Annotated in this window: 1 protein-coding gene; it reads left to right on the top strand. The window is 42.2% G+C overall.

All coding sequences use genetic code 11. From position 1 onward, the window contains the following. Positions 1-746: ABC transporter transmembrane domain-containing protein (locus ACTXGO_RS15355; RefSeq protein WP_443575127.1), on the top strand; the 746-nt coding region annotated here is incomplete at both ends.

Here is a 746-nt window from a genome sequence, read left to right as displayed (position 1 = left end):
TATACGCACTATATGCAAGAAGATTGGCAGTTTCATGCCAGCGGTAGCAGTGCACAGCTGACCAAGCAGATATCTACAGAAGCCATGCGTATAACGGGTGGAATAATACAACCGCTGATGCAAATGAATGCAAAAGTAGTTTTGGCGGTCCTTATCTCTATTAGTATCGTCATCTACAATCCTGTGATAGCAATATTAGGTTTGATCCTATTCGCTCTTGCCTACTTCATACTCTATAAGCTCGTGCGCAAAAAGCTAGTGTCCAATGGCACAAAAATATCTGAAGTTTCTACTGAACGTTTTAGATTGATGAATGAAGGCTTTGGCGGTATCAAAGATGTCCTGCTGCTCAATCGTAGCCACGACTTTATCAAGCGTTTTAAGGATAGTGGAGAGATTTTTGCCCGCGCATTAGGAACTAACACGGGTATCAGTCAAGTACCGCGCTATTTTATGGAGCTTATCGCTTTTGGCAGCATGATAGGCCTAGTGCTACTACTGATTAAATTACACGAAGGTAATTTGGGAGCGGTATTACCAATATTAGCCGTTTACGCGTTAGCTGCATTTAAGTTGCTTCCAGCATTGCAGCAAATCTATGCCAGTGTCGCGAGCATCAAAGCCAACATATCAGCATTTGAAGCGGTAAAAGACGATTTAGAAAGCTCGTCTCATAACCGCGAAGTTGAGACGATAAAACCCATAGCTGTACATAATGAGCTAAAAGAAAAAATCACCTTGAGCGA

It is taken from the genome of Psychrobacter sp. T6-1 (genome assembly GCF_052258445.1).
Note: the sequence above shows the minus strand (reverse complement) of the source record. Positions and strands in the feature narration are given on the sequence as shown.